Source organism: Paenarthrobacter nicotinovorans (assembly GCF_021919345.1).
Taxonomy (GTDB): Bacteria; Actinomycetota; Actinomycetes; order Actinomycetales; family Micrococcaceae; genus Arthrobacter; species Arthrobacter nicotinovorans.
Genome location: NZ_CP089293.1, coordinates 286,236 through 310,179 on the forward strand (window position 1 = coordinate 286,236; position 23,944 = coordinate 310,179).

Annotated in this window: 26 protein-coding genes; 11 read left to right on the forward strand and 15 right to left on the reverse strand. The window is 62.4% G+C overall.

The annotated features are described in order from the left end of the window. Positions 1-2 precede the first annotated feature (2 nt). Positions 3-1,637, reverse strand: coding sequence for an MFS transporter (locus JMY29_RS01415; RefSeq protein WP_018778952.1), 1,635 nt, complete (start codon positions 1,635-1,637; stop codon positions 3-5). 278 nt (positions 1,638-1,915) lie between these two features. Then, positions 1,916-2,719, reverse strand: a complete 804-nt coding sequence (locus JMY29_RS01420) for a putative protein N(5)-glutamine methyltransferase (RefSeq protein ID WP_189076403.1) — start codon at positions 2,717-2,719, stop codon at positions 1,916-1,918. Between the two features lie 237 nt (positions 2,720-2,956). Between JMY29_RS01420 and JMY29_RS01425 the strand changes: the two genes are divergently transcribed. Together JMY29_RS01425 and JMY29_RS01430 are read left to right on the forward strand one after the other, a co-directional pair. Continuing rightward, complete coding sequence (locus tag JMY29_RS01425; protein WP_039239315.1) at positions 2,957-3,157, forward strand: hypothetical protein; 201 nt, start codon at positions 2,957-2,959, stop codon at positions 3,155-3,157. A gap of 34 nt (positions 3,158-3,191) precedes the next feature. Next, positions 3,192-3,452, forward strand: coding sequence for a hypothetical protein (locus JMY29_RS01430; protein WP_189076404.1), 261 nt, complete (start codon positions 3,192-3,194; stop codon positions 3,450-3,452). Positions 3,453-3,520: 68 nt separating this feature from the next. Here the strand turns inward: JMY29_RS01430 and JMY29_RS01435 are convergent, their stop codons facing one another. Then, the gene (locus JMY29_RS01435) at positions 3,521-6,091 is read right to left on the reverse strand and encodes an ATP-dependent DNA ligase (RefSeq protein WP_189076405.1); all 2,571 of its coding nucleotides are present in this window, start codon (positions 6,089-6,091) and stop codon (positions 3,521-3,523) included. Positions 6,092-6,129: 38 nt separating this feature from the next. Here JMY29_RS01435 and ku point away from each other — a divergent pair, with 38 nt between their 5' ends. Continuing rightward, positions 6,130-6,996: a non-homologous end joining protein Ku gene (gene ku, locus JMY29_RS01440; RefSeq protein ID WP_026267323.1), complete on the forward strand. Its 867-nt coding sequence runs from the start codon at positions 6,130-6,132 to the stop codon at positions 6,994-6,996. An 88-nt stretch (positions 6,997-7,084) separates the two neighbouring features. Here the strand turns inward: ku and JMY29_RS01445 are convergent, their stop codons facing one another. From JMY29_RS01445 to JMY29_RS01460, 4 genes are read right to left on the reverse strand one after another with little or no spacing between them, the layout of a single operon-like run. After that, on the reverse strand, positions 7,085-7,921 hold the full coding sequence (locus tag JMY29_RS01445) for a carbohydrate ABC transporter permease (RefSeq protein WP_039239318.1): 837 nt from the start codon (positions 7,919-7,921) through the stop codon (positions 7,085-7,087). Further along, on the reverse strand, positions 7,918-8,889 hold the full coding sequence (locus tag JMY29_RS01450) for a carbohydrate ABC transporter permease (protein ID WP_110505953.1): 972 nt from the start codon (positions 8,887-8,889) through the stop codon (positions 7,918-7,920). The genes JMY29_RS01445 and JMY29_RS01450 overlap by 4 nt, the downstream gene beginning before the upstream one ends. Positions 8,890-8,895: 6 nt before the next feature. Continuing rightward, positions 8,896-10,191 carry an ABC transporter substrate-binding protein gene (locus JMY29_RS01455; RefSeq protein ID WP_026267322.1) on the reverse strand — a complete coding sequence of 432 codons (1,296 nt, stop codon included), beginning with the start codon at positions 10,189-10,191 and terminating at the stop codon, positions 8,896-8,898. A gap of 59 nt (positions 10,192-10,250) precedes the next feature. After that, positions 10,251-11,432 carry an aminotransferase class V-fold PLP-dependent enzyme gene (locus tag JMY29_RS01460; RefSeq protein WP_052247094.1) on the reverse strand — a complete coding sequence of 394 codons (1,182 nt, stop codon included), beginning with the start codon at positions 11,430-11,432 and terminating at the stop codon, positions 10,251-10,253. Positions 11,433-11,712: 280 nt separating this feature from the next. On the opposite strand from JMY29_RS01460, the gene JMY29_RS01465 reads away from it, so the two are divergent. Next, positions 11,713-12,399, forward strand: a complete 687-nt coding sequence (locus JMY29_RS01465) for a FadR/GntR family transcriptional regulator (protein ID WP_018778942.1) — start codon at positions 11,713-11,715, stop codon at positions 12,397-12,399. A gap of 43 nt (positions 12,400-12,442) precedes the next feature. Here the strand turns inward: JMY29_RS01465 and JMY29_RS01470 are convergent, their stop codons facing one another. After that, positions 12,443-12,709 (reverse strand): DUF7218 family protein, encoded by a 267-nt coding sequence (locus tag JMY29_RS01470; protein ID WP_055977300.1) that lies wholly within the window; start codon positions 12,707-12,709, stop codon positions 12,443-12,445. Positions 12,710-12,778: 69 nt separating this feature from the next. After that, entirely contained in the window at positions 12,779-13,291 is a 513-nt protein-coding gene (locus JMY29_RS01475) for a DUF6328 family protein (protein ID WP_018778940.1), read from the reverse strand. A gap of 115 nt (positions 13,292-13,406) precedes the next feature. Here JMY29_RS01475 and JMY29_RS01480 point away from each other — a divergent pair, with 115 nt between their 5' ends. Further along, entirely contained in the window at positions 13,407-13,628 is a 222-nt protein-coding gene (locus JMY29_RS01480; RefSeq protein ID WP_018778939.1) for a hypothetical protein, read from the forward strand. 82 nt (positions 13,629-13,710) lie between these two features. On the opposite strand, the gene JMY29_RS01485 is transcribed toward JMY29_RS01480, so the two are convergent. Next, a complete protein-coding gene (locus tag JMY29_RS01485; protein WP_018778938.1) occupies positions 13,711-13,881 on the reverse strand; it encodes a hypothetical protein in 171 nt (56 codons plus the stop codon). Between the two features lie 308 nt (positions 13,882-14,189). Between JMY29_RS01485 and JMY29_RS01490 the strand changes: the two genes are divergently transcribed. The 4 genes from JMY29_RS01490 to JMY29_RS01505 all read left to right on the forward strand — a co-directional run bounded on the left by JMY29_RS01490 (position 14,190) and on the right by JMY29_RS01505 (position 16,905). After that, the gene (locus JMY29_RS01490) at positions 14,190-14,669 is read left to right on the forward strand and encodes a Dps family protein (protein ID WP_014920468.1); all 480 of its coding nucleotides are present in this window, start codon (positions 14,190-14,192) and stop codon (positions 14,667-14,669) included. 41 nt (positions 14,670-14,710) lie between these two features. Continuing rightward, positions 14,711-15,670 carry a DNA topoisomerase IB gene (locus tag JMY29_RS01495; protein ID WP_189076406.1) on the forward strand — a complete coding sequence of 320 codons (960 nt, stop codon included), beginning with the start codon at positions 14,711-14,713 and terminating at the stop codon, positions 15,668-15,670. 85 nt (positions 15,671-15,755) lie between these two features. After that, positions 15,756-16,313 (forward strand): hypothetical protein, encoded by a 558-nt coding sequence (locus JMY29_RS01500; RefSeq protein WP_018778936.1) that lies wholly within the window; start codon positions 15,756-15,758, stop codon positions 16,311-16,313. Positions 16,314-16,317: 4 nt separating this feature from the next. After that, complete coding sequence (locus JMY29_RS01505; RefSeq protein ID WP_189076407.1) at positions 16,318-16,905, forward strand: TetR/AcrR family transcriptional regulator; 588 nt, start codon at positions 16,318-16,320, stop codon at positions 16,903-16,905. A gap of 122 nt (positions 16,906-17,027) precedes the next feature. Here the strand turns inward: JMY29_RS01505 and JMY29_RS01510 are convergent, their stop codons facing one another. From JMY29_RS01510 to JMY29_RS01530, 5 genes are all read right to left on the reverse strand, one after another. After that, complete coding sequence (locus JMY29_RS01510; RefSeq protein ID WP_018778934.1) at positions 17,028-17,306, reverse strand: HPr family phosphocarrier protein; 279 nt, start codon at positions 17,304-17,306, stop codon at positions 17,028-17,030. A gap of 39 nt (positions 17,307-17,345) precedes the next feature. Then, entirely contained in the window at positions 17,346-19,376 is a 2,031-nt protein-coding gene (locus tag JMY29_RS01515) for a PTS fructose transporter subunit IIABC (RefSeq protein WP_039239323.1), read from the reverse strand. Beyond that, positions 19,373-20,365: a 1-phosphofructokinase family hexose kinase gene (locus JMY29_RS01520; protein WP_039239324.1), complete on the reverse strand. Its 993-nt coding sequence runs from the start codon at positions 20,363-20,365 to the stop codon at positions 19,373-19,375. Before JMY29_RS01520 ends, JMY29_RS01515 begins: the two co-directional genes overlap by 4 nt. Further along, positions 20,362-21,153: a DeoR/GlpR family DNA-binding transcription regulator gene (locus JMY29_RS01525; protein WP_018778931.1), complete on the reverse strand. Its 792-nt coding sequence runs from the start codon at positions 21,151-21,153 to the stop codon at positions 20,362-20,364. Before JMY29_RS01525 ends, JMY29_RS01520 begins: the two co-directional genes overlap by 4 nt. Before the next feature lie 734 nt (positions 21,154-21,887). Continuing rightward, complete coding sequence (locus tag JMY29_RS01530; RefSeq protein ID WP_229778650.1) at positions 21,888-22,220, reverse strand: hypothetical protein; 333 nt, start codon at positions 22,218-22,220, stop codon at positions 21,888-21,890. 287 nt (positions 22,221-22,507) lie between these two features. Here JMY29_RS01530 and JMY29_RS01535 point away from each other — a divergent pair, with 287 nt between their 5' ends. After that, positions 22,508-23,272, forward strand: a complete 765-nt coding sequence (locus JMY29_RS01535; protein ID WP_370584097.1) for a GAF and ANTAR domain-containing protein — start codon at positions 22,508-22,510, stop codon at positions 23,270-23,272. A gap of 216 nt (positions 23,273-23,488) precedes the next feature. Beyond that, entirely contained in the window at positions 23,489-23,938 is a 450-nt protein-coding gene (locus JMY29_RS01540) for a hypothetical protein (RefSeq protein ID WP_018778928.1), read from the forward strand. Positions 23,939-23,944 lie beyond the last annotated feature (6 nt).

A 23,944-nucleotide genomic window follows, 5' to 3' on the forward strand; every position in this document is an offset into this window, starting at 1 on the left:
GCCTACGCGGGGGTCAGATCCGACTTGCCTTTACCAAACACGGCATCATCGATCGGCTGGCCGTCGAACGGCATCTCGTCCAGGTTGATGAGCGGGTTGGTGTCCTGCGTTGCTACGAGCTCGCGTGCTTCAGCCTGGGTGTCAACGCTGGGCATGGAGCCCGGCAACGGACGCTGGGCCGATTCACGCAGGAAGTAAATGGCGATGGCGCCCACAATGGACGTGGCCATCAGGTAGTACGCCGGCATCATGTCATCGCCCGTGCCTTCGATCAGGCCCTGCACGATGAACGGTGTGGTTCCACCGAAGATCGCAACCGAGAAGTTGTAAGCGATGCCCATTCCGCCGTAACGGCTGGACGTCGGGAACAAGGCCGGCAAAGCCGAGGCCAGGTTGGCGATGTAGAACGTCACCGGGAAGGCGATCAGCGCAAGGCCGGCCAGCGTGGACCAGATCTCGCCGATACCGATCAGCAGGAACGCGGGGACGGAGAACACGATGGTGCTGCCTGCGCCAACCCACAGGACCGGGCGGCGTCCGATGCGGTCGGACAACTTACCTGTCAGCGGGATACAAACAGCCATGATCACCAGGACCGGGATGGTCAGCAAGGTGCCGTGCACGGGGTCGTAGCCCTTGGAGTCAGTGAGGTACGTAGGCATGTAGGACGTCAGCGCGTAGCCGACGGTGTTGGCAGCGGCCGCGAGGATCATGGCCAGCACGATCTGGCGCCAGTAGGCCTTGACGATGCCGATGGGCCCCTTGGCGACTGCGGCGTCCTGCGAAGCTGCGTCCTTGGCGGAAGCCTCCTGCGCGTCCAGGGTTGCCTGGAACTGGGGGGACTCTTCGATCTTGCTACGGAAGTACACCGCGATGAGGCCCAGAGGACCGGCAATCAGGAACGGAATCCTCCAACCCCATTCCTCCATGGCGGCCTGTCCCAGCGTGAGCTGCAGGACCGAAACCAGGGCGGCGCCGAGGGCGAAGCCGATGTAGCTGCCCATATCAAGGAAGCTGGCGAAGTAGCCGCGGCGCTTGTCCGGGGCGTACTCGCTGACGAAGGTTGTGGCACCGGCGTACTCGCCACCGGTGGAGAAGCCCTGGATGAGCTTCAGGATCACCAGCAACGCGGCGGCCCAGATGCCGATCTGCGCGTAACCGGGAAGGAGGCCGACGGCGAACGTACTTGCCGCCATCAGCATCAGTGTTGCTGCGAGGACCTTCTGGCGGCCCACCTTGTCGCCGAGCCAACCGAACACGACGCCGCCGAGGGGGCGGGCGATGAAGGTTGCGGCGAAGGTGCCCAGAAGGAAGAGTGTCTGGACGGACTTGTCTGCTTCCGGGAGGAAGACAGGGCCCATGGTTGTGATGAGGTAGCCGAAGACACCGACGTCGTACCATTCCATGGTGTTGCCGACGATGGTGCCGCCGAGTGCTTTGCGCAGCATCGGCTTATCCACCACGTTGACGTCCGATTCTTTCAATCGGCGCTTCGGGCGGAGCTTCGTTTTCTTTGCTGCGGTCTTAATTGCGTTTGCTGCGTTCGTGGCGGCCGGGGTGTGGCCTGCCAATACCTGGTTCCCGGTGGCGTTCCTTGCGCCATCCGGAGAGACGGTGTTGCTTTGGTCTGTGGGCATTTGGGCTTCTCCTAGGGAGGTCATTTGCTTGCGACTTCTGCTGCCCCGCTCTGGGCAGGGTTTCAATTTTACGCGGTTCAGCCCCAAAACCCGAGTTGAGATCCTATTTTTGGCCCCTAAGAGGGTGCAAATTGCCTAGGTGTGTTGCATCTCATTACCGGCTTTTGCCCTGTAAGGACGCGGAAGTCGGGTGGTTTTTGCCCCGCGAGGCGCGTTGTTACCAAATTGTTTAGCTATGCCCACTTAACAGGGCCATTTCCGGCCCTAAAAGTGACGAATCATCCCTGGCCGAGTGCAGCCCCCACCACCAGTGTGGCATCGAGATCCTCATCCGTCACCACGTCGACCATCAACCCCGAGGCGCTCAGAAGGGCGGCCGTTTCGACGGACTGCTGCCGCGAGGTCTCGATCAGGAGCCACCCGCCCGGCGCCAACCACCCAGGCGCCCCAAGCGCCACCCGACGCTGCACATCCAAACCGTCAGCGCCGCCGTCGAGCGCCACAGCGGGCTCGTGCAGCCGCGCTTCCGGAGGCATCAGGCTGATCGACTCCGTGGGGACATAGGGAGCATTGACCAGGAGCACGTCAACCCGGCCCAGCAGCCGGCGGGGGAGCGGATCGAAGAGATCGCCCAGATAAGCAGTGCCGCCACGAGGCTCCAGGTTGCGCCTGGCGCACGCCACCGCGGCAGGATCGATATCCGCGGCGTGCAGTTCGCAGCCGTCCAGGATGTCGTTGAGGGCGGCACCTATCGCTCCGGACCCGCAGCAGAGATCCACGACGACGGCACGGCGCCCAACGATTGACCGACAGGCTTTGAGAGCCGCTTGTCGCACCAGGAACCCGGTGCGACGCCGGGGCACGAACACCCCCGGATCAACAGCTATCCGGGTCCCGCAGAAATCCACCCATCCGAGAATGTGCTCCAGTGGCAGTCCGGCGACGCGCAGGTCCACCATCCGGTTGAGCTCCTCCGGATGGGTGGCGGCATCGATCAGGAGACGGGCCTCGTCCTCGGCAAAAACACAACCGGCATCGCGAAGGGCAGCGACGATCGACGTAGTCCGGATCACGAGAGTCATGCTAGCCGAGGGGTTCACAAATATGGAGGATCGCGGTTAGGGTATGACGCATGGGAACACTGATTTTTGAGTAGACAGGCCCGTGCTCTGCTGTGAGCACGCCCTGCCTGACAGAAGACAAAAATCCACGCCTGTTGAGGCTTGCCTCCATGCCGTTCCCGTTGTCGACGCCTTTTCTCGAACCGAACGCCACGGGATACGTGTCTCTTCAGGACTCACTTACTTCCAGGAGTCCATATGACTGCCAACCCGACAGATAACAACAAAACCCCCGCTGCCGGCGGTATCAAATCCAAGCTGACCGACGCCCAGAGGGCGATGCTGGCCAGTAAGTCCGGCGGTGGCGCACCGGCCGGCTGGCAAAGCACCGGTAAGGGGCACAAACCCACGGCCGCGAGCGGTAAGCAGGCCAAGACCGAGAAAAAGGTCCGCTGGTAAGTCCAGCGGACAGGCGCACTGGAAAGGAAGAACCATGACTGCGAATCACAATACTGAGAGCATCGATCCTGAGGTTGCAAGCCACTTGGTGGAGGCCATGGACATGGCTCCCATGCCCGAGCCAACAACCATTGCCGTGGCCTTGGGCGCGGACCAAAGCAAGCAGTGGCCTGACGGAAACGGCAAACGCCGCCACCCGAAGGAACGCGACCAGGCCCACGGACGCATGGGCCAGGGAGCAGCCGTGACGGCGATCCACCGGACCAGCCGCCCGCAGATGCCACACTCCTCCTAGCCGCACCAAGCAGCACAGCCAGCCCAACCGGGGGACAGCTAGCGTCGTATTGACCCGTCAGTACAGCGTTATCGATCCCCCTGGTTGGGCTGGCTGACGTCTGAGGGAGACTTGTCCGGACGCCAGCCCCGCCACACCGGATGACGAAGCCTGCCAGGGCCTGTCCAGTTGCCGAAAGTCACCTCGGCCACCAGCACCGGCTTCACCCAGTGCGCTCCGGCTGCGTCCTCCCTCGGAATGTCTTTGAACGGGGAGTCGTCCACCACCAGCGGCTCCAACTGCTCCATGATGTCCCGCAGCTGCCAGTCCTTGAACCCCGTGCCCACCCTTCCCACGTAGTGCAAGGTGTCGCCGTCGGGAATGCCCAGCAGCAACGCCCCGAAAGTTCCGCTTCGGGCGCCCGCGCCGGGCCGCCAGCCGCCCACCACTACCTCCTGGCTCTGCTCCAGCTTGAGCTTGATCCATGAAGCACTGCGACGGCCGACCACATAACGGCTGTCGGCTTTCTTGGCCATCATGCCCTCCAGGCCCAGATCCGCGGCGCTGGTCATGAGGTCGTCGACGTCGTGATCCAACACGGCGGAAATGTGAACCGGGCAGCCGCCGGGCATGCGTCCGGCGAACGCGTCCAGCCTTTCGCGACGCTCGACGAAAGGCAGCCCGCTCAAGTCCGCGCCGGCGTCGTACAACAAATCAAAGAGCATGAGCTGTACCGGCACCGAGACCCGGGCCCGCTCGATGTCGGCCGTTTTCACCAGGTTCATACGGAGCTGCAGCCGGCCGAAATCCGGCCTGGACCCCTTGCCGAGGGCGACGATTTCGCCGTCCGCCACGAAGTCCCCTTCGGGCCAGCACGCGCGGTCCGTCAGTTCTGGATAGGCCGCGGTGAGGTCGTTTCCATTGCGGCTCATAAGGCGGATCCGGCCCTCGGTACCGGTGATGATGGCCCGGATACCGTCCCACTTGAGCTCATACAGCCAGTTGTCGCCGCGAAGATCAGCGGTGGTCCCGGACGTGGCGAGCATCGGAGCGTAGTCGCGCAAGGGCTGTGGCTCCTGCTTGGGCTCGGGCGCTGACTCCGGTTCCGGCGGGGCCTGGCGCTTCGCTGCGGGCGCGGTTGCGGCGGTCCGCCTGGCGCCCGGCTGTTCCTTCATCAGGTGGATCAGCCAGCGGTCGCCCGTATTGATCAGGGCCAGGCGTTTGGTGCCGCCCAGTCCACCACCCGGCTCGCCCGTGAGCGTCGCGATGACTTCCTTGCCATCGCGCCACTTCTCGCACGTGAACTCGCCGCGGTCCCAAATGGTCATGGTTCCCGCCCCGTACTCGCCCTTCGGAATGACCCCGGCGAACGTTGCGTACTCCATGGGGTGGTCCTCGGTGTGCACGGCCAGGTTGTTTCGCTCGGACGTTTCCGGGACACCGCGGGGCAGCGCCCAGGAAGCCAGGACGCCGTTGTGCTCCAGGCGCAGGTCAAGATGGTAGCGGCGGGCGTGGTGCTCCTGGATCACGAAGATTCCGCCGGCCGGCGCAGGATCGCCCGGCTTGGGCTGCGCGGAGGGAGCGGGGCCCTGCGACACCGCAGAAGCAGCCGACGACGACGGAAACGGCTCCGGGGTTTTGCCCGGATCGCGCATCCCGACGTATTTGGCGAGACGATTCCCGACCGTTACCCCGCGCTCGCGGCCACCGCCCGACACAGCGGACGCGCCGGCGTCGTCATTGTCGTCCTCGCTATGCGGCGGCAGGTGCCGGTCCGAAATGGGCGCGAAGTGGTCCTTGCCCGAACTGACCCGTTCCATCACTTCCGTGTAGTCCAACTGGTCAAGGGAAGGAGAGGCCAGCTCCTGCCACGTCCGGGGAGCCGCCACCGTTGGTTGGGCTCTGCCACGCAAGGAGTACGGCACGATCGTTGTCTTGTTCCCGCTGTTCTGGCTCCAGTCCACCAGGACCTTGCCCTTGCGCAGGGACTTCTTCATATCGCTGACCACGAGGTCAGGGTGATCGGCTTCCAGGGCGCGCGCGAGCTCATGGGCGAACGCGGACACTTGCTCGGATTTCAACGTGCCGTCGAGCCCTGTATAGAGATGGATGCCTTTGCTTCCGCTGGTGACGGGGACAGGTTCCATGCCCATGTCCTGCAGGATGGAACGGGCCAGGGTGGCCACTTCCACGCACTGGGGCAGTCCGGCGCCGGGACCGGGGTCCAGATCCAGGACGAAGCGGTCCGGCCTGAGGGGCTTGCCCGCAGCATCCACCTGCCATTGCGGAACGTGGATTTCCAGGGACGCGATCTGGGCCATCCACGTGAGCGTGGCCAGGTTGTTCACCATCGGATAGACGTTGGTGTGGTCCGAATGCTGGATGGCGGCCCGGGGGATCCAGCGTGGCGCTGAGTCCTCCAGGTTCTTCTGGAAGAACACCTCACCGGGATGTTCGGCCGTGCCCACGCCGTTGACCCAGCGTTTGCGCGTGACGGGCCGGTTGGCCGCGGCGGGGATGAGGAAGGGGGCCACGGTGGCGTAGTACTCAAGGACCTCAGCCTTGGTGGTCCCGGTTTCCGGGTAAATGATTTTGCCCAGGTTGGTGAGGGTGAGTTCGTGGCCTTCCACGGTCACCCGCTCCTGCTGCTTGCCTGCCACCTCTTCTCCTCCGCTGTGTTGTGCTGTTGACTGGGTGCATGAGGGCTATATGGAAGGGATCTATCGCGTTCGGTCTGGTCAACGTACCAGTGAAGCTCTACAGTGCCACGGAGGATCACGACATTGGCCTGCACCAAGTCCACAATAAGGACGGCGGACGCATCAGGTACCAGCGTAAATGCGAAATTTGCAGCGAAGTCGTAGCTTACGAGGACATCGACAAGGCCTACGAGGAAGAGGGCCGCACCGTGGTCCTCACCGCCGCCGAGCTGAAGTCCCTGCCGGAGGAGAACAGCCGCGAAATAGAGGTGGTGGAGTTCATCCCCGCCGAGCAGCTGGACCCGATCATGTACGAGCGCAGCTATTTCCTGGAGCCTGATTCCAAATCGCCCAAGGCCTACATGCTGCTGCGCCAGACGCTGGAGGACACGGACAGGATCGCGATCGTCCAGTATGCGCTGCGCCAGAAGACCCGGTTGGGGGCCCTGCGCGTGCGTGGAGATGTGCTGCTGCTGCAGGCGCTCCTATGGGGTGACGAAGTCCGCGAAGCCAAGTTCCCGTCCTTGGAAACAGACATCAAGATTTCCGACAAGGAACTGGAAATGTCCTCCGCACTGGTGGAATCCATGGCCCACGACTTCGACCCGGATGAATACACCGACGACTACCAGGCCCAGTTGAAGACACTCATCGAAGCCAAGCTCGAAAAGGGTGAGGCCCTGGACACGGAGGCCACTTTCGGCAACGTCGAAGGCGAAGGAGAAGGCGGCGACGTCATCGACCTCATGGAGGCCCTGAAACGCAGCCTCGACAAGAAACGCGGCAAGGAAAAAGCGTCCGACGACGACGCTGCCGCCAGCAAAACTGCCGGCAAGCCAAAGGCGCGGGCGAAGAAAAAGGCGTGAGTCCGGCGTCGGGTGTCTAATCGTTTGATACGCAATTGGAAAGCAGCGCTGGAAGGTACCGGCGCTGCTTTCCTCTTGCGTGCCTGGCTCAGCCCTTGACTGAGCCCGCAGTGAGCCCCTGGACAATGAACTTGCTGGCGAACGCGAAAATCACCAGCGTGGGTACCACTGTCAAAACCGCGGCAGCGGACATGGAACCCCAGTCAATGTTGAAGCTGGAGATAAAGCCGGCCAACGCCGTCGGGATGGTCTTGTTGCTGTCGCTGTTCATGAGTGTCACGGACAGGAACAACTCGTTCCAGCAGTTGACGAAGTTGAAGACGAAACTCGCCGCAATGCCCGGAAGCATCACCGGAACGATCACCCTGAAGAGCGCGCTCAGCCTCGAACAGCCATCAATCATGGCGGCCTCTTCCAAAGCGTCGGGGACGTTCTCGAAGAAGCCGCGGAGCATGATGGTGCAGAACGGGATGCAGATGGCGATGTAGATCAGGATCAGGCCGGTCTTGGAATCCACCAGCCCGAAGTCGGTCATCATCAGGTACAGCGGGCCCAATGCAATGAACCCGGGAATCATCTGCGTGATGAGGAACGCGCCAAGCACAGCCCCTCGTCCGGAGAACTGGAACCTCGCCAGGACATACGCGGAGAGCAACGAGATGAGCGTGGCCACCGACGACGCCACCAGTGCTACCACCAGGCTGTTGAGCATGTACTGGCCAAAGTCGGACTTAGTGAAAAGACCGATGTAGTTGTCCAGCGACAGCTGCCGTGGCCAGTAATCCAAGGGCAGCGAATAGATGGCCCCCGGCTCCTTGAGGGATGTCACCACGATCCAATACAGCGGAAAGACGGTGACGATCAGGCACAAGCCCAAAAAGACGACCTTTGAAACCCGGCCGAAGAGCGAGGGAGTGTTGATCATCGGTCTGCCTTTCGGAAACGGACAGCCATGAGGTAGAAGGCTGCAAACAGCATGAGGGTGACCATTACGATCAACCCCAGGGCGGACGCCTTTCCGTAGTCGCCCTCCTGGGTAATTTTGATCATGTACGTGGTGATGATGTGCGTCTGGTCGGCCGGTCCGCCGCCTGTCATGGCGAAGATGATGTCCGGGAAGTTGAAGATCCAGATCACCCGCAACAGGATGGTCAGCGCCAGTGTCGTCGAAATGCTTGGCAGCGTGATGCTGAAGAACGTCCGTACCTTGCCCGCACCATCCAAAGCGGCTGCCTCATACATTTCGTCGGACACCGACTGCAGCGCCGCGAGGATCATGATGGCGAAGAACGTCACGCCGTACCAGATGTTGGCAATGATGATCGCTGTCATCGCGAAGCCGGGGTCGGACAGCCACGGAATAGGCGAACTGATGAGCCCCGCCTTCATCAGAAGGTCGTTGACCACCCCGAACTCCGCATTGAACATCCACCGGAACAGCATGCCGATGAGGAAACCCGACACCGCCCACGGGAAGAAGATCATGGCCTGGTACGCCCCGCGCATCCGGAACCGGCGCTTCAGGAACAGTGCCACCGCGAAGCCAATGACCACCTGCGGAACCAGGGAGCCAACAACCCACACCACCGTATTGCGGACAATCGTCCCGAACTCGGGGGCATCGAACAGGCTCTGGAAGTTCCCCAAACCTACCCAGGAGGTATCGGAAAGGTCGTTCAGGTTCCAGTTCCGGAACGCCATCTGGCTGCCGGCAATCATGGGGTAGTACGTGAAGATCCCCACGAAGACCGCAGCCGGAGCCAGGAAAGCCAGCAGGGTCAGCGCTGTCCGGCCGCTGAACCGTCGCTTGGACGGGTTGCCCCTGCCCGGTTCCGACCGCGCGGCTTTCCGCCCGGAAGGGGGCGGTGCGGCCTGCTTGACGTCGAGAGTCACCGGAAGCTATCCCTTCATCTTTTCGGTCCAGTAACTGTCCCAACTGGACAGCAGGTCAGACGTGGACATCTGGCCCGTGAGGACCCGTTGAAGTTCACCGTCGGACTTCTTGATCCATTCAGTCCACCAGGAGACGCTGCGGGGCTGGATCGCCGAGACGTACGTATCAGGGTTCTCAGTCATCTTGACGTAGGCAGCCCATGGTCCGGTGCTGTAGAAGGTGTCCTGCGCTGCGGACTTCAGTGTGGGCACCAGGCTGTTGTCCTTGCTGAACGTAGTGGCAGCATCTCCCTGTGCCAGGTACTTGATGAGCTTGACTGCCTCGGGCTTGGACTTGGATGACTCAGCGATGCCCCAACCCGCCGAAGCCACGGGCTGGATTGCCTTGCCGCCTGGTCCTACCAGCAAGGGTGCGACGTTCCATTGGTCCTGCTTGATGGACTGTGACTCTTTGACGGTGGCAATGACTTCGGGGTCCTGGAGCAGGAAAGCCGTGGAGCCGTTGCTGAAGCCCTGCACCATTTCGGGGTAGCCCCAGGCTACCGACGACGGCGGGGAACCCTTCTTGAACAGGTCAATGTACAGATCCATGGCTTGCTGGGCCTTGGGGGAGGAGAAGATCGTCTTGCCGTTCGTCAGCTTGAAGGCGTTTTCCCGGTCGATCTCGTCTGCCACGTATGCCTCGATGATGGCGACGGCGTTGGAGTTGGCATTGGTGCCGCCACGGAAGGCGTAACCGAACTTGTTTTCGGCCGGTTTGTTGAGTGCCTCGGCCTGCTTCGCCATCTCTTCCCAACTGTTCGGAGGGCCGTCGAATCCGGCCTCCTTGACCAGGTCCGAACGGTAGAAAAGGGAAAGGCCGTAGAAACCGTACGGGATGTAGTAGGTCTTGCCGTTTTGCTTCGAGTACGTGACCGCGTTGTCTGTCAGGTTGTTCCAGCCGTCCCAGCCATCGAGGTCCTTGGTCATGTCGTAGAGCCAGTTGTTGGCGCCGAAGGAACCCACGGTGATGTCACGGGCCTCCACCACATCGATGCCTTTGCCGGACTGGAGCATCTGCTGGATTTTCTGGTCCGCCTGATCGGTGGGAGGCGAAATGAGCTCCACCTTGATGTCGGGGTTGGCCTGTTCGAAACCGGAAATGAGCTTCTTCAGGGTTTCCGTGCGGGTGGGGTTCGTCAGGCTTTCCACCATCTTCAAGGTGACCTTGCCATCGGCCGCTGACTGGCCGCCTCCACACCCGGCAAGTGCAAGAACTGCCGCCAGGCCTGCTGCCGCAGACGCCATAATTCTGGATTTCACGTGGGTCCTCCGTTGATTGGTTAAGTGATTTGCACCGGCTGAGCGGGTGCGGGTGGGGTCTAGAGGGAACGGGCAAGCCGGACGAGTTCCGGGACTGCCTTTTCCGCGAATATCTCGTAGTCCTTGGGGGAGTTGTACAAATGGGCCGAAAGCCGCAGGAAACCTTGTCCGTTGAACGTGGTGATGGCAGTTTCGATGTCCAGGTGGTCTGAGATGTAGCCGCGGACCGCGTGGGAATCCTCGTGGGTAGTGGCGAGCCCCTCCGGCAGGCGGATCAGGCGCAGGGGTCCCACCGGCATGCCGACGTCCACTGCCGGGTTCTGCCCTGTGGCACTGGCAAATGCCTCGCTGATCAGTGATTGGCCATAGTCGCACAACTCCTTGGCGTAGCTGCGGAAAGCTGCCCAGCCGTATCGCTCCTCTATGGTGTCGAAGGCGGTCCGGGCCGCCATCCACGAGGTCACGTCCTGGGTTCCCACGTGGTCGAAGTTCTCCGGGAAGCTGTACGGGAACCCCCACGAATCGATCAACGGTTCCAGTGCCTGTGCTTCTGGTCCGCGCGCCACCAACGCTGCGGTGCCTCGTGGCGCACAAGCGAATTTGTGCAGGTTACCAACCCAAAAGCCCTCAAAATCGGGGACCGGGAACTCCAGAACTCCCGGAGCGTGGGCGGCGTCCACCAGCACAGGTACACCCAGGCGGGAAGCCGCGCGGGCGATTCCCTCAACGGGGAAGGCCCGGGCAGTTGCGGAGGTGATGTGGTCCACCACGATCAGAGCTGTCCTGGGCGTTACTTCCGCCATGACCAGGGCGCAAACTGCCTCCGCATCCGCCTCGAGGGGTATCTCTGCGATCCGGACCTGGCCGCCGCACCTGCGAGCGACCCGCTCTGCGCCCTGCAGCACCGCTCCGTAGGCGTGGTTGGTGGTCACGATTTCGGCGCCGGGAGCGAAGTCCAGTGAGTTGTAGACGGCACTGACGCCCGCGCTGGCGTTGTGGACCAGCGCCACGTGTTGCGGATCGACCCTGAGGAACTCTGCAATCTCCCGTCGCGCCGTGGCTACCAGCTCGAATTGGCCCATGAACCACGGACAGGGGTTCTGGTCCATAAGCTCCTTGAGCTTCAACTGATGTGCCTGGGCAGCGCGGGGAACGGACCCATATGAACCGTGGTTGAGGTGGACCTTGGACGGTGTAAGGCTCCAGTCGGCCATTGCGGGCTGGCCCTCTGGGGTCAACATCGGGCGGGGGACTGTGAGGGGTGCTGGGAACACGGCGTCCTTCGTCGGAGGAATGGGTCAACGCTCTGTAAGTTACATCACAGCTTTGACCAAGACAACGGACAATCCAAAATAGTCATAAGATGACTCTGTCGTTTTCCGATGAGATTCCTGCCTCATCAGCCCATGTTTGGGTCTAAAGATACGATGTCTTGAACAGAAGGCATGACAATGCCCTCACTCAGCTGCCCGGACGCCCCGGTGCGGTAGCGTGATACCGGAATCTGGAGGAGGCGACGTATTGGGTGCTGTCGAAACGGCGATGCAGGGCCTGAGGAACAAAATTGCCTCGGGTGAACTCGCGGCTGGTCAGAAATGTCCTCCGGAAGCGGAGTTGGCGGCGCAGCTGGGCGTATCGCGGAGTTCCCTCAGGGAGGCAGTGAGGGCGATGTCGGCACTGGGCGTCATGGAATCCAGGCATGGCTCTGGAACGTATGTCTCGTCCCTGGAGCCCACGGTGATCCTTCAGAACTTTGCCCTGCTGGTGGACCTGTTGCCGTTGGACGGTCTGCTGGAACTCTTCGAGATCCGCCGTCTCATGGAATCCCATGCCGCTGCGGCGGCGGCTGCCAATGCCACTCCTGAAGTCCTGGCGAAGTTGACCGCGCTTGTGGAGAGCATGGAGGCCACGGTCGACCCCGGCGAATACTCCGAGCTGGATTCAGAGTTCCATGAGGAAATTTGCCGTGCGGGCGGCAACTCGACGCTGAATGCGCTGGTCAGGCTTTTCCGCTCCCGAGGCGGGCATTTCCACATTTTCGACGGCGAGGACGGCGCGGCCGTGCGCAGGGACAGCACTGCAGGCCATAGTGCGATCGTGGCTGCGATCGCCCGGCGTGATCCCACCATGGCGGCGACAGCGACGGCCGCACATATCGCCCAGACGGAGACCTGGCTCAGGAAACTAAGGCCGGAGCCCCGGCTCTGACGTTGCCATGGCCGGGGCGGGGGACGAGTTAGTGGTTCCGGGGTCAGTGGTTCCGCAGCATTGAAATGAGTTCGGACTTCTTCTTGTCCGAGTAACCCTTCAGGCCGAGTTCTTTGGCGCGGGCTTTCAGTTTGTCGACGGTCCAATCGTCATAGTCCCCTGATTTGCCTCCCTTACGGCCCACGTCCTTGCGTCCCCGGGCTGCCGCTGCGTTGGAGATCCGGGCTGCTTTTTCCTTGGAGGCTCCGTCGTCGCGCAGTTCCTCGTAGAGTTCAGGGTCTTTGATGCTTGGGTTCTTCTTTTCCGGCATGTTCAGGTTCCTTTCCCTGAGTTTGTGGTCATGTGATACTTCGGAGTTCGTGGCAGCTTCCAGGGCGACTCACTCCTCCTTGTTGTGTCCGTTGCTGCTCATTCCCCGGCGGTAGAGCCACAGGGGCATGCCGACCACCAGCAACAGCAACGTCAGGACAATGAAGCCGCCGGCCACAATGCCTGCGGTCCTTCCAGCTGTGAAATCGAAGACCAGCGTGGCGGACCCTACGATCAGTAGTGCGACGCCTCCCAAGGCCCATTTGGTGACAATGTCGGCGCTGGAGACGAGTGTGGCCTTGAGCCCGCGGCGGAAGAGTCGCCGATGAACGCTGACCGGAATGACGATGAGCACTGTAGTGAGGGCAGCCACCATCACGTTGAACAGGTAAAGGCCGCGCTGCCAGTCGTCCAGTTCCCCGAATCGTGACTGGAACGGCAGTGTCAACAGGAAGCCACCCAGGATCTGGACGCCCGTTTGCAATACCCGCAGCTCCTGGATGAGTTCCATCCAGTTGCGGTCCATGCGTTCTTCCGTGGACTCGTTCCTGCCGATTCTGGGAACTTGTTCCTGTTCTGCCATTCGCATGCCTCCGCAGCTGTGTGGTGGACGCCGGGGATGTGCCGGACTACGGTCGGACTGTCAGCATTCCTCGAACTCTTATCGGGGCCTCAACGGATTTCCAAGGAGGAAGAAAATGAGTCAGGACGAGCACCGCGTGGACCCGGACAGCGAGCCCGGCGGCTACGGTACGCCGACTCCCGAACAGGAGATGCCCGGCAGCGGCGACGGGCGCGAAACGCCGGAGCGGCCGGCTGAAGGAGTTCCCGAAGTGCCGGGTGACGAGTTCCCCACGCCCAAGGATCCGGATGCTGCGCCGCCGTCAGAGGCTACAGGGCAGGAGCCTGAGGGAGGGTAAGGGCGCCTGAGGGCCGTCCCTGCGTGCAAATGATGGGCGCAGGTACAGCCCTCGTTGACCTGTCGGAAGTCCTCGGTGGTGGTTATACCGTATGGCCCCGGCGTCCCGACATGAAGCTCAGCAGCCACCCGATGGCCGCGATGACGAGAAGGACAACGCCTACCCACAGCAACCAGTTCAGGGCCTGCGAGAAGCCGCCCACAAGAAGAAGAACAATTGCTACTACACCAGCAATGATCAGAAGCGTATTCATGGTCAGCACATTCCTTTCCGGGGAAATCATTGAATAATCGCCGATTCCCAACTATGCATTCCGGTTTTACTTCGATTTAGTTTTGCCGGTACTTGGAGGCGTTCCGCCGCCTCGAAGTGCCTTTGCCCCTGTCAGCCGGCGTTTCATCGGGTGATGAAGTTCGCCAGCTGTGAACAGTAACACTCCTCATTGTACTACTAAGCGCCCTTATGAAAGGCTTATTGCAGTCGTCACCTGATGATTGGGCAGTCGTCGCAGAAATCTTGCGGCGCGTTTTTGGCTCACATGAAAGTCCATGAGAGGAACACATGAAAGCGTCACAGCAGCTTGCAGACAACCTTCAAATCGTCCTGACAGACCTCATCGAGCTGCAGCTCCAGGGAAAGCAGGCACACTGGAACATCGTGGGACCGAACTTCCGCGATCTTCACCTCCAGCTGGACGAACTCGTCCTGGCCACCCGCCAGTTCGCTGACGACACCGCCGAGCGCATGCGTGCCCTCCATGCCCTGCCGGACGGCCGCAGCGCGACCATCGCCAAGGGCACCCGCCTGGAGGAATTCCCGGCAGGCCTGGTCAACACCAAGAACGCCGTCAAGCTGGTTACCGACCGCGTGGAACGCGCTGTCCAGACCATGCGCGACGTCCATGACGAGGTGGACGAGGAAGATCCCACGACGGCGGACCTGCTGCACGCGTTTATCGCCCGCCTTGAGCAACTGGTCTGGATGATCAACGCAGAGATCATGAACGCCGGCGCTGCCGTTACCGATCCGGACGAAGCCTGAGCATCAACCGGACCGGCTGAAGACAGAGAGACCCGCCGACCATGCCGCGGCTGAAGAGAAGCGACCTTTCCAAGCCCGGCATCGTCCGCCGGAAGGTTGGTACGGGGTTCAGCTACCGCCACCCTGACGGCAGTCTGGTCAGCAAGGAGGATCGCCAGCGCATCAACGCGCTGGCGATCCCGCCTGCATGGACCGATGTGTGGATCAGTCCCTACGAGCATGGCCACATCCTGGCCACGGGAGTGGATGCTGCCGGACGGAGCCAGTACATCTATCACCCTGGGTGGCGGGAACGTAAGGACACCGAGAAGTTCATCCGTGCAGCCAAACTTGGCCTGGTGCTGCCAACGGTCCGCCGCAACGTGACGGTCCATCTCCAGGACGCCGCGGATCCCCGGCAGCAGACGCTCGCAGCAGCTGTACGGTTCATGGACCTTGGCGCGCTGCGCGTAGGTTCCGAGGTCTACATGAAACAGAACGGTTCCTACGGACTCACCACCCTCCGATGCCGCCACGCGCGGGTGGAGGGCCCTGACGTCTTCCTTAAGTTCCCCGGCAAGAGCGGCCAGCTCTGGGATACCTCCATCCACGATCCCGCTTTGGCGGCCTTTTTGGAGCCGCTGGCGGACCGTCCCGGCAAGGAACGGCTGCTTGCTTACCAGGCCAACGGCACCTGGGTGTCGGTGGATGCGTCCATGATCAATGAATACCTCAGGGGCATCTCAGGGGAGGCGTACACCTCCAAGGATTTCCGGACCTGGAAAGGCACTGCGGCTGCCGCCCTCTGCCTCATCAAGTCCGGGCATAAGGGAACCCCCAGGCAAGCCATTGTGCGGGCCATCAAAGAGGCGTCCGAACTCTTGGGCAACACGCCCTCTGTGGCGCGTTCCTCCTATGTGGATCCGCGGATTATCGAGGGCTACCTCTCGGAGGAGCTTAAAGACGTCAAGCCAACGGAAGCGTCGGTTGCCGCCTACTTGAACGGCGAAACATCGAGTTAAACCGTGCCTCTCGAGAAGGCCTGTCGTTTTTATGAGTACACTCGTACTAATAAAAATTGATGGACGTGGCGTCTGGGGGCCGTAAATGATTCTGTTGGCAATCGTGGTGTGTGAAGTTGCGTTCTGGGTGGCGATCCTTGCCGGGCTCGCAGCACGGTATCTGCTGCGTCGTCCCCGCCTGGGCGGAGCCCTCCTGATCCTTGCTCCGGTTATTGATGCCATCCTGCTTGCCTTGGTCGCCGTCGATTTGCTGGGCGGCGGTACAGCCTCATGGCACCACGGACTCGCCGCGGTCTACATCGGTGTCTCTGTCGCGTACGGCAAGCGCATGGTGGCTTGGGCCGATGCGCACTTCCAGCACCGGTTCGCGGGCGGACCTGCGCCGGAACGTCTCACTGGAACCCGCTACACCATCAAATGCTGGCGGGATGTGCTCCTTACCGGGTTGGCGGTTGCCATCGCAGCGGCGACCCTTGGCGCGATTATCTTCCTCGTCAACGACGCCGAAAGAACCGCAGCGCTCTCGGACTTCTTCCGCATCCTGGGCATCATCTTCGCCATCGACTTCCTCTGGGCTTTGAGCTACACGATCTGGCCGAAGAAGGCTGCCCGCGCCTTGCCCGCTGCTACGCCGTCGCGCTGATTCCATGCCCCGGAGAATCGATACAGAGGCACGCAGTGCAGCAATTGCGGAAGCTTCCCTGCGGGTCCTCGAACGTGATGGCCTTTCGGGCCTTTCAGTGCGCGGGGTGGCAGCGGAAGCGGGCATCGCAGCCGCTTCGCTACGGCGTGCGTTTGCCACGCAACATGCCCTGCGGGAGTTCTGCCTGCAACTCATTGAGGACCGGGTCACCGCCCGAATCGCCGCCCTTGAGCTCACTGGCCGGGCGTTGGTTGATGGCTTGCTCCTGCAGTTGCTTCCTCTCGACAAGGAACGGCGGCTGGAACTCGTGGCGCAGGTCCAGCTTGGTGTCCTCTCACTGACGGATAGTGCACTACGTCCTGCCGCGATCAGGCTCAGCGAGGGAGTGGACCGCGTGTGTCACGTTGCCCTCCAGCTCCTGGCCGAAGCGGGACAGTTCAACCCGGGGCGCGACCCCGGCTATGAAGCCCAGCGCTTGCGTGCGCTCCTTGATGGGATCGCGATGCACGGATTGTGGAGCGGTGAACTCCCGGAGGCGGGTCCGATGCTCCGGGTGCTCTCGCGCCATCTCGACGAGCTGGCGGGTCCCTAGCACCTTAGGCAAGCAGAGCACCCCGGACACGCAAAAGTACCTCGGACATGCAAAGAGCCTGGCGCCACCCATATCCGGGTGGCACCAGGCTCTTTGCGTGTCGCTGAGGGGTTTGGGTGTCCCTACTCGGCGTCGTGGTCCGTTTCGAGGATCTTCACCAGGCTGTCCAGTGCTGCGTCCGCACCTTCACCTTCGGCACGCAGCACCACCACGTCACCGTGGGCAGCGCCCAGGCTCATCAGGGAAAGGATGCTGGCGGCGTCCATGGCGTCGTCGGCTGGCTCTCCCGGGCGGGCGATGGTGACATCGATATCCAGGTCTCCCGCAGCCTCGGCGAAGATGGCTGCCGGGCGGGCGTGGAGGCCGACGCGGCTAGCGATGGTGGCTGTACGTTCAGGCATTGGTGCTCCTTTGTGGTGGTGGGTGGCTTTGTGGGAAGTCTAGACGCTGACGGTTGCCGGGGTGGTTTCTGCCTCTACCGGCTTCTTCACGGCCCAACGCTTGAGGGCGATGACCAGCAGCGCAGTGATGACCACGCCGACGGCGATCGAAAGGAAGAACAGCAGGAAGTTGTCGATGGCGAAGAAGACGAACAAACCGCCGTGTGGAGCCTTGGAGGTGACACCGAAGGCCATCGACAGGGCACCGGTGACGGCGCCGCCCACCATGCTGGCGGGGATCACACGGAGTGGATCAGCAGCTGCGAACGGGATGGCGCCTTCGGAGATGAAGGATGCCCCGAGGAGCCAGGCTGCCTTGCCATTTTCACGCTCTGCCAAGGAGAACAGTTTCTTGTCCAGGACGGTGGCGAGGGCCATGGCCAGCGGCGGAACCATACCTGCAGCCATGACGGCTGCCATGATCTGCCAGGGAGCCTGGTTGCTGACACTCGCAGCACCGAGGCCCGCAACGGCAAATGCGTACGCAACCTTGTTGACGGGACCACCGAGGTCGAAGCACATCATGAGGCCCAGGATGATGCCGAGGACCACAGCTCCGGCTCCCGTGAGGCTGGAAAGTCCGGCATTGAGGGCGTTGGTCAGATCCACGATCGGACGGCCGAGGATCAGGAACATCAAACCGGACGCCACCAGGGACGCGAGCAGAGGGATGATCACCACGGGCATCAGGCCGCGAAGCCAGCGCGGGACGTCCAGCTTGCCGATCTGGTAGGCCACGTAGCCGGCCAGGAGACCACCAACGATGCCTCCCAGGAAGCCGGCGCCCATGAAGCCGGACACAGCACCGGCTACAAAGCCGGGGGCGATACCCGGGCGGTCAGCGATGGCGTAGGCAATGTAACCGGCCAGTGCGGGAACCAGGAACCCGAGGGACAGGGCGCCGATCTTGAACAGGACTGCGCCGATGTAGGCACCCAGCGGACCCCAGGCGTTCTCGGGGAAATCGGTGGGAAGGTTGAAGATGCTGTTTTCAACAACGATCTTGTCGGCGAAGTTGGTGATGAGATAACCGCCCATGAGGAAGCCAAGGGCGATCAAGAGGCCGCCACCCGCAACGAACGGAATCATGTAGCTGACGCCGGTGAGGAGTGCGCGCTTCAGCTTCTGGCCGATGTGCTCGCCCTTTTCCTCCTCGGCACGCTCAGCCTGCTCTTCGGCACCGAAGTGCGGAACACGGCGTGCGTGGGGGTCGACGGCGGCAGCCAGGGCTTCCTCGACCATCTTGGTGGGCTCATCGATGCCACGCTTGACCGGAGCGTTGATGACCGGCTTGCCGGCGAAGCGCTCCTTGCCGCGGACGTCGACGTCGACGGCGAAGATCACGGCGTCGGCCGCAGCAATCACTGCCGGATCCAGCGGCTTGGCGCCGGAGGAGCCCTGGGTCTCGACCTGCAGGTCAACGCCCATTTCCTTTGCAGCGGCAACCAGCGAATCAGCCGCCATGTACGTGTGTGCGATGCCGGTTGGGCAGGCGGTCACTGCGACGATGCGCTTGGGTGCGGCAGTCGTCGTCGTGTTTTCTGCGGGAGCAGCCGCAGCGGCTGGTGCAGCAGCCGGCTTGTCTGCCAAGGCGCCGTCAACCAGTTCCACGATCTCTTCGGGAGAGGCCGCCGCGCGCAGTGCTGCGGTGAAGTCCTTCTTGATCAGTGAACGTGCCAGCTTGGAGAGCAGCTTCAGGTGTTCCTGGTCGGCGCCGTCCGGGGCTGCGATAAAGAAGATGAGGTCAGCCGGGCCGTCCTTGGCACCGAAGTCCACCTTGTGGGAGAGGCGGGCCATGGCAAGGGCAGGCTCCGTGACGGCGGCCGAGCGGCAGTGCGGGATGGCGATGCCGCCGGGGACGCCGGTCGCCGTCTTCTGCTCGCGGGCGAAGGCGTCGGCGAAGAGCCCCTCAACCTCGGAAGCTCGGCCGGAGGCGGCAACTTTGCCTGCCAGGACGCGGATGACGTCGGCGGGGGAGTCGCCCAGGTTTTGGTCGAGGGTGACCAATTGTGGGGTGATCAGCTGGGTCACTGTGATTCCTTCTGGAGGGCCGTGATGGATACGGCGTCGGGGGTTGTCTGGTGGACTGCCGGGACAGTGGAGCCCGGCAGCGAAGCAGCTGCGGCACCATGTGCCACGGCTTGACGGAGGCAGTCCTGCGCGGAACCGCCCTGGGTTGCGGCCAGCAGGTAGCCGGCAAGGGAAGAATCCCCTGCGCCCACCGTGCTGACTGCCTTGATCGGCGGATGCGTGGCGAACCACGCTCCGTCTGCGGTCACCAGGACTGCGCCCTTGGACCCGAGTGTTGCGAGAACGGCGCCTACACCGCTGGCGACGACGGCGGCAGCGGCTTGGGCGGCTTTGGCCGGGTCCGCTTCCAGTTCGTCAGCTGTGTAGACGTTGGTGAAACCGGCGGCGGCGGCGAGCTCGGCAAGCTCTTCCGCGTTCGGCTTGAGGAGGTCGGGCTTTCCTGCGGCATCGCCCACCAGGGCCGCCGCAAGCGGAGCTCCGGAGGAGTCGATGGCGATGCCGGGGGCGGCCGTTCCATCAGCGTTCGACCGGAGCCGACGCGCGATTGTGGCGTAGAAATCCGCGGGCACCCCTGGTGGGAGCGAGCCTGCGAGAACCACCCAGCTGGCGCCACGGGAGCGCTCCAGCAGCAGCCCGATCAGGGCTTCCTGCTGTTCGCCACTCAGCTCCGGGCCGGGTTCGTTGATCTTGGTGGTGACCCCATCCGGTTCGGTGAGCGTGACGTTGCTGCGCAGCGCCTGACCGATGGGCAGCGCCGCAAAGGGCACGCCGCCGTCGTGCAGTCCGGACAGGACGGGGTCTGAATCCGCGCCGGGAAGGACTGCCAACGTTTCGAGGCCGGAGGCCACGAGCGCCCGGGAAACGTTGACGCCCTTTCCGCCGGATTCCTGGTGGACGGCCACCGCGCGCTGAACTTCGCCGCGGGCCAGGGCGCCCGGGAGTTCCACCGTGCGGTCCAGGCTGGGGTTGGCGGTGAGCGTGACGATCATGCGATCACCACGTCGACGCCGGCGTCGGCCAAAGCCGCCGCAAGTTCAGCCGAGGGCTGCTGGTCAGTAATCAAGGTGTCAACATCCTTCAGGGTGGCGAACTGGACCAGTGTTTCGGCATCCAGCTTGGACGAGTCGGCCAGGGCTACAACGCGGCGGGCGGACTGGACGAAAGCGGCTTTCACCGCGGCTTCCTCGGGATCCGGCGTGCTGAGCCCGAAGACGGCGTGGATCCCGTTGGCGCCCACGAAGGCGATGTCCGGACGAAGCCTGTAAGCGGCCTCAACGGTGGACTGCCCGACGGCGGCCTGCGTGAGTCCGCGGACACGGCCGCCGAGGATCTGGAGTGCGACGCCCTGCGTGGAGGAGAGCTTGCCGGCAATCGGAATCGCGTGGGTGATGACCACGAGCTCGTCGTTCCCATTGGTGGACGGAGTCCGCTGGGCCAGCAGGTCCGCCAGGGTTTCAGTGGTGGAACCGGCGTCGAGCAGGATGCTGCCGGTGGTGGGTTCCGGGATCAGTGCAAGAGCGGCGTTCGCGATACGGAGTTTTTCGGCCTGGCGCTGCACTGCCCGCTCCAGGATGCTCTCCTCGCGGGTGCTCAGGCGGTCGGAGGGGACTGCGCCGCCGTGGACGCGGCGGAGATTTCCGGAAACTTCAAGGGCCGCGAGGTCGCGGCGGATGGTTTCGGTGGTGATGCTGAAACGGTCTGCGAGGTCCGTGACGCTCACGCGTCCGCGCTCTGCGACGAGTGCGGAGATCAGTTGCTGGCGTTCTTCTGCGAACACTTACCCTCCATTGCGGTAAAGCCAAGTTCGTTGCGGCCACTTCCGTGACTGCTGTCACAACGATGTGGAATTGCTTGACTCTATCTTTGTTTATGTTGGTAAGTCAATAGAAACCAACATAAACAAAGATCACTGCTGCGTCCGAGGTGGTCCGGGCGCGTACCGTGAGGGCTCCGGAGACGACGAAAGGGCATGTCGCGCTCCCTGTAGCGCGACATGCCCTTCTATCGGATCCTGACTGGGGGATATGCCGGGATCCGGTCTTGTTGGGTGCGGAACAGCCCTAAAGCGAAGGGGGGTTCCCTGGTCCCGGGGGCGGTGGGACTGCCGGTCCCGGGGTGGGTTCCGGGACTGGCGGCGGGCCCGGTTCCGGCAACGGTACAGGCTCAGGCGTAGGCCCGGGTTCCCGGGTTGGATCGGGGTGTGAGGGATCCGTGGGGAAACCGCTCATCATCAAGCGCTCCTTCTCCGGGACGAATGCGTCGGGCGGAGGCTTTGCGGCGTGCTGGAAGGGTACCGGCTGGAATCCCATCCGGACCCCATGTAGTCGATGGGCAGGTTGTCCGGGTCAGGTGGATCCGGCAGCTTGTGCTTGCCGGGTTGACCATGCTGGTTATGCTGGCCAAGGCCCCGGGTGGCAGTGGAAGACTCTCTTTTCTGTGATTCTGCGTGCATGCTGTCCCTTCCTGTGGCTTCAGAATTGGTGCTGCTCCTCATGGCTGCGCCCGTCACGTTCAGTCCGGAATTTCCATCCGGAAGCCGCAGTGGCATCCAAGAATCCTCGTGTTGATGAGAACCTCGTACATCCGCAGCTGCCCACCCGGTTTCAGGACGAGGGGAGTTTGAATCCTCCGGAGCTCGCAGCTGCTGGTCTTCATGGGTTCGCCGCAGTGAAGATACTGACCGCCGAACTGAAGTACCCCCTGGGAAATACCGGGTCGGTTGAGTACCGCGGCAACCCTCTGGACAGACGCGATCTGCTGGTAGGAATACCTGCAGACATGGCACTCGTACGCCACGTCCACCAAGTTGGGCGCGGGCGGATAGTGGGACTGGATCGAATTCACCAGGAGGTGCTTGTCCGTATTGCACCGGGTACACCAAAGACGCTCATCGGGCGGTTGGTGGGCTTCGTCCGGGACTCTGGACGCTGGCTGGGCCGGCATGGGTGTTTACCTCGGCATCAAAAAATGCGGGTCGCCCGTCTGCATGAGCTGTAAAGCCTGGTCCTGAAAATGCGGGACTGTAGCTAGATTGTGCACATAGGTGCACGGCATATGCAAGGATTCTGTTGTCATTCCCCAAAGGGGTGACAGGCAGTGACCCGGCGATCGTAAACTAAGGCATGGACGAAATGAACGTTGAATTGGCGCTGCCTGATGCCGCCTCGGCGCCCGACGAAGTTTCGGTGCCCGAGCAGCTTCAGGACCTCGTTATCGATAGCGAAGACGTCGGTGGATTCCTCGGAGAGCTTGCTGTGTTTTCCGCAGCGGCAGTGTCCAATGCGGTGGGTGTGAACGTGCATTGTGGCATCACATTGAGCAGGCGGAGGCGGACGGCCACGGTGGCCGGAAGCACCCCGGAAGCCAGATTGATTGACGAAGTACAGCAGGCGTACGGGGACGGCCCATGCCTGGAAGCAATGCGTAGCCATGCCACCGTGCATGTGCCCGACACCTCCACCGAGGGGCGCTGGCCCGACTACTGCAAGGTCATCGCGGACCGTGGCCATCTTTCGGCACTCTGTGTCCCTTTGGAGCTGGACGAAGGTGCAACCGCGGCCCTTAACTTCTTCGCTCCGCGGATCGACGCTTTTGACGCGGCCACCATCCGGGACTGTGAGCTCTATGCCAGCCAGGCCGAACGCTCATTGCGCCTGGCAGTCCGGATCGGAGTAAAGCAGCAGCACGCCGATGACCTCCAGGATGCGATGCAGTCCCGCACCGTGATCGACCTCGCGTGCGGCATCATCATGGGGCAGAACAGGTGCAGCCAGGACGACGCCTTCCAGATCCTCAAAAAGGCCTCAAGCGCCCGGAACCAGAAGCTGCGTGACGTCGCCGAGTCGCTGATCAAGAGCGTTGCGAAAGAGTCACCCGTGGCTCATTTCGAACCCTGAGGGACATCGCCCCGAGGGTCCGCGGCCAGCCGATGACTTGTGACGCAAGCCACTGGTGAACTACATTTTAGGTGGGTTAAGCAGATAGCCCTTGGAGCCTCATGACGTGGTGCCATCCCGGATGGTCCAAGAACTGCACTTTCAGCCGTGGCCATTATCGGCCGGCTCGCAGCGTCAATGCATGCGGCTCCTTGGAGTTGTAAAAGGAGAATGGCAATGACGCTTGGTTCCCTTCCTGTCCCGAAACCTTCACAAGGGCCCGAACCTGCCCAGGCCGGAGTGCGGCCATGGTGCACTGTCTGCGGCACCGATTCCTACATTTTTGTTGAGACCGTGGTGGAAGCCGAACCACACCAGACGGAAGTGGTCGACGTCAGCTACACCTGCAGCGAATGCGATACCTTCTACGCCCACCCCGTCCGCCTGGCAACGCTGGTGCCGGAGATCCAACAGGAATTCCTTTCCACTGCAGCAGCAGGACTGTGGTTCAGCTGCACACATTGCGGCGACCCCATGACGCTGGGACGTCCCACTGAACGCGTGATTGAGGCCCCCCGGAGCACTGAAGATCCTGAAAGCCCCAATCTCCTTGAGGTCTACTTGCAGACCCAGGTCCTGCATTGCCGTTGTGGTTTCCAAATGGAGGTTCCGCGCCACGTTGGGTAACCACCG

Excerpts from the sequence above, each read along its gene's own strand:
- ku (WP_026267323.1), top strand. The coding sequence starts at position 6,130 with ATGAGGGCTATATGGAAGGGATCTATCGCGTTCGGTCTGGTCAACGTA.
- JMY29_RS01460 (WP_052247094.1), bottom strand. The coding sequence starts at position 11,432 with ATGTTGACCCCAGAGGGCCAGCCCGCAATGGCCGACTGGAGCCTTACA.
- JMY29_RS01480 (WP_018778939.1), top strand. The coding sequence starts at position 13,407 with ATGAGTCAGGACGAGCACCGCGTGGACCCGGACAGCGAGCCCGGCGGC.
- JMY29_RS01495 (WP_189076406.1), top strand. The coding sequence starts at position 14,711 with ATGCCGCGGCTGAAGAGAAGCGACCTTTCCAAGCCCGGCATCGTCCGC.
- JMY29_RS01430 (WP_189076404.1), top strand. The coding sequence starts at position 3,192 with ATGACTGCGAATCACAATACTGAGAGCATCGATCCTGAGGTTGCAAGC.
- JMY29_RS01475 (WP_018778940.1), bottom strand. The coding sequence starts at position 13,291 with ATGGCAGAACAGGAACAAGTTCCCAGAATCGGCAGGAACGAGTCCACG.
- JMY29_RS01470 (WP_055977300.1), bottom strand. The coding sequence starts at position 12,709 with ATGCCGGAAAAGAAGAACCCAAGCATCAAAGACCCTGAACTCTACGAG.
- JMY29_RS01490 (WP_014920468.1), top strand. The coding sequence starts at position 14,190 with ATGAAAGCGTCACAGCAGCTTGCAGACAACCTTCAAATCGTCCTGACA.
- JMY29_RS01500 (WP_018778936.1), top strand. The coding sequence starts at position 15,756 with ATGATTCTGTTGGCAATCGTGGTGTGTGAAGTTGCGTTCTGGGTGGCG.
- JMY29_RS01425 (WP_039239315.1), top strand. The coding sequence starts at position 2,957 with ATGACTGCCAACCCGACAGATAACAACAAAACCCCCGCTGCCGGCGGT.
- JMY29_RS01485 (WP_018778938.1), bottom strand. The coding sequence starts at position 13,881 with ATGAATACGCTTCTGATCATTGCTGGTGTAGTAGCAATTGTTCTTCTT.
- JMY29_RS01445 (WP_039239318.1), bottom strand. The coding sequence starts at position 7,921 with ATGATCAACACTCCCTCGCTCTTCGGCCGGGTTTCAAAGGTCGTCTTT.
- JMY29_RS01415 (WP_018778952.1), bottom strand. The coding sequence starts at position 1,637 with ATGCCCACAGACCAAAGCAACACCGTCTCTCCGGATGGCGCAAGGAAC.
- JMY29_RS01505 (WP_189076407.1), top strand. The coding sequence starts at position 16,318 with ATGCCCCGGAGAATCGATACAGAGGCACGCAGTGCAGCAATTGCGGAA.
- JMY29_RS01535 (WP_370584097.1), top strand. The coding sequence starts at position 22,508 with ATGAACGTTGAATTGGCGCTGCCTGATGCCGCCTCGGCGCCCGACGAA.
- JMY29_RS01510 (WP_018778934.1), bottom strand. The coding sequence starts at position 17,306 with ATGCCTGAACGTACAGCCACCATCGCTAGCCGCGTCGGCCTCCACGCC.
- JMY29_RS01540 (WP_018778928.1), top strand. The coding sequence starts at position 23,489 with ATGACGCTTGGTTCCCTTCCTGTCCCGAAACCTTCACAAGGGCCCGAA.
- JMY29_RS01520 (WP_039239324.1), bottom strand. The coding sequence starts at position 20,365 with ATGATCGTCACGCTCACCGCCAACCCCAGCCTGGACCGCACGGTGGAA.
- JMY29_RS01420 (WP_189076403.1), bottom strand. The coding sequence starts at position 2,719 with ATGACTCTCGTGATCCGGACTACGTCGATCGTCGCTGCCCTTCGCGAT.